2 protein-coding genes are annotated in these 1,502 nt (G+C 37.8%); one reads left to right on the forward strand and one right to left on the reverse strand.

Translation table 11 applies throughout. From position 1 onward, the window contains the following. The coding region (locus AC29Z1_RS17845) for a nitroreductase family protein (protein WP_488272776.1) at window positions 1-444 on the forward strand (444 nt) is incomplete at its 5' end. A 611-nt stretch (window positions 445-1,055) separates the two neighbouring features. On the opposite strand, the gene AC29Z1_RS17850 is transcribed toward AC29Z1_RS17845, so the two are convergent. Then, window positions 1,056-1,502 (reverse strand): transposase (locus AC29Z1_RS17850; RefSeq protein ID WP_488272777.1); only part of this gene is annotated, 447 nt, incomplete at its 5' end.

Below are 1,502 nucleotides of genomic sequence, written 5' to 3' on the forward strand. Positions count from 1 at the left end.
CTCAATTATGTGCTTGAAGCCGGTAGAGTAGCACCTTCAGCATGTAATTATCAACCCTGGCATTTTGTGGTCGTAAAAGATGAGGAATTAAAGAAGAAAGTAGCGGATACATACGGCCGGGAATGGATACGCAAAGCACCGGTTATTATTGCAGCCTGTGGGGATCACAGCAAGTCCTGGCACAGGTGGGATGGAAAAGATCATTGCGATGTTGATGTAGCCATTTCGATAACTCATATGATTTTAGCAGCAGCTGAGCAGGGATTGGGAACCTGCTGGATATGTGCCTTTGATGCAAAGAAATGCCATGAAGTATTAGGACTCCCGAATAATGTTGAGGTAATGGCACTAATTCCGCTGGGCTATCCAGATGATGTTGGCAATCCCGATAGGCATGCAAGTGCTAGAAAAGGTCTGGAAGAAATAGTTACAATAAAGGGCTAAAGATATAGTTAACCTAGTTTTTAGAATAAAATTAATATTTAATCCCCTGTGCTACTATGTCAGTGGTCATTATTATATATGTATAATGGCTATTGAACGTAATTCCAACAATAATTTGGAGAAAACTATAGCTTATTTTATTTGAAAAGCCTAACGCTTCCTAACCGGCATCCTGCCGGTGGAAGCTGCTTCGGCGTCCTGCCTCCGCTACGGCTTTTCTGCATTCCATAAACCTAGTTTTCTTAGCCAAATTATTGTAAGTCATTACTTATCAATAACCATTATACGTATATGATAGCGACCACTGATCTAGCACAAAGGGTTAAATTAAAATTATTTGGCTTAGAAAACGTAGCTTTAGGAATCCAGAAAATTGGCGAAAGGGAAGTTGACTTATATAGCTTCCCTTTAATCTTAGTAAAATTTATATAAGACCAGCTAATTAAAGTCAAGTAATTTTAGAAAAAAATTTTGAAAGTTTCGTTGTTGCTATCTTTCATTAGAAAATTAAAAAATGGCAACACAATAAAACCACCTAATAAAAATGAACATAAAATAGCTGGTTTAGGATGATTTGAACCTTGAAAACTAAACATCAAATACAGGTACTATCAAGCTACAGTGCGGTTTTTAGCGAGTATTTTAGCATGCTGCTCAGGAGAACGAAGTTCAAAAGGTTTTCTATCTCTAAGAACAGCAAAGATAATAAAAACAAGCTTATGCATAACTGCCCCTATAGCTACTTTTTTAGGCTTATTCTGCGACTTTTTCTTATAGAATTCCATTAGCACTGGATTACAAGGCTCGTTATTTCGTTTAGTGCGGATATTGGCAAGTGCTATGGTATAAAGAACTCTCCTAAGTAGTCTTGAGCCCCTTTTAGACATTTTATTGTGGGTACCGGTAAATTCTCCGGACTGCCTAACTGAAGGATCAATACCGAAGTATGCAACTAGCTTTTTAGGTTTTGAAAAAGCGTTAAAATCACCGATTTCAGCAACAATAGTAGCAGCGGAGAGAAAACCAACACCAGGTATACTCTGAAGGAGCTGAATTGT

The sequence above is a fragment of the Sporomusa sp. genome (assembly GCF_057736855.1).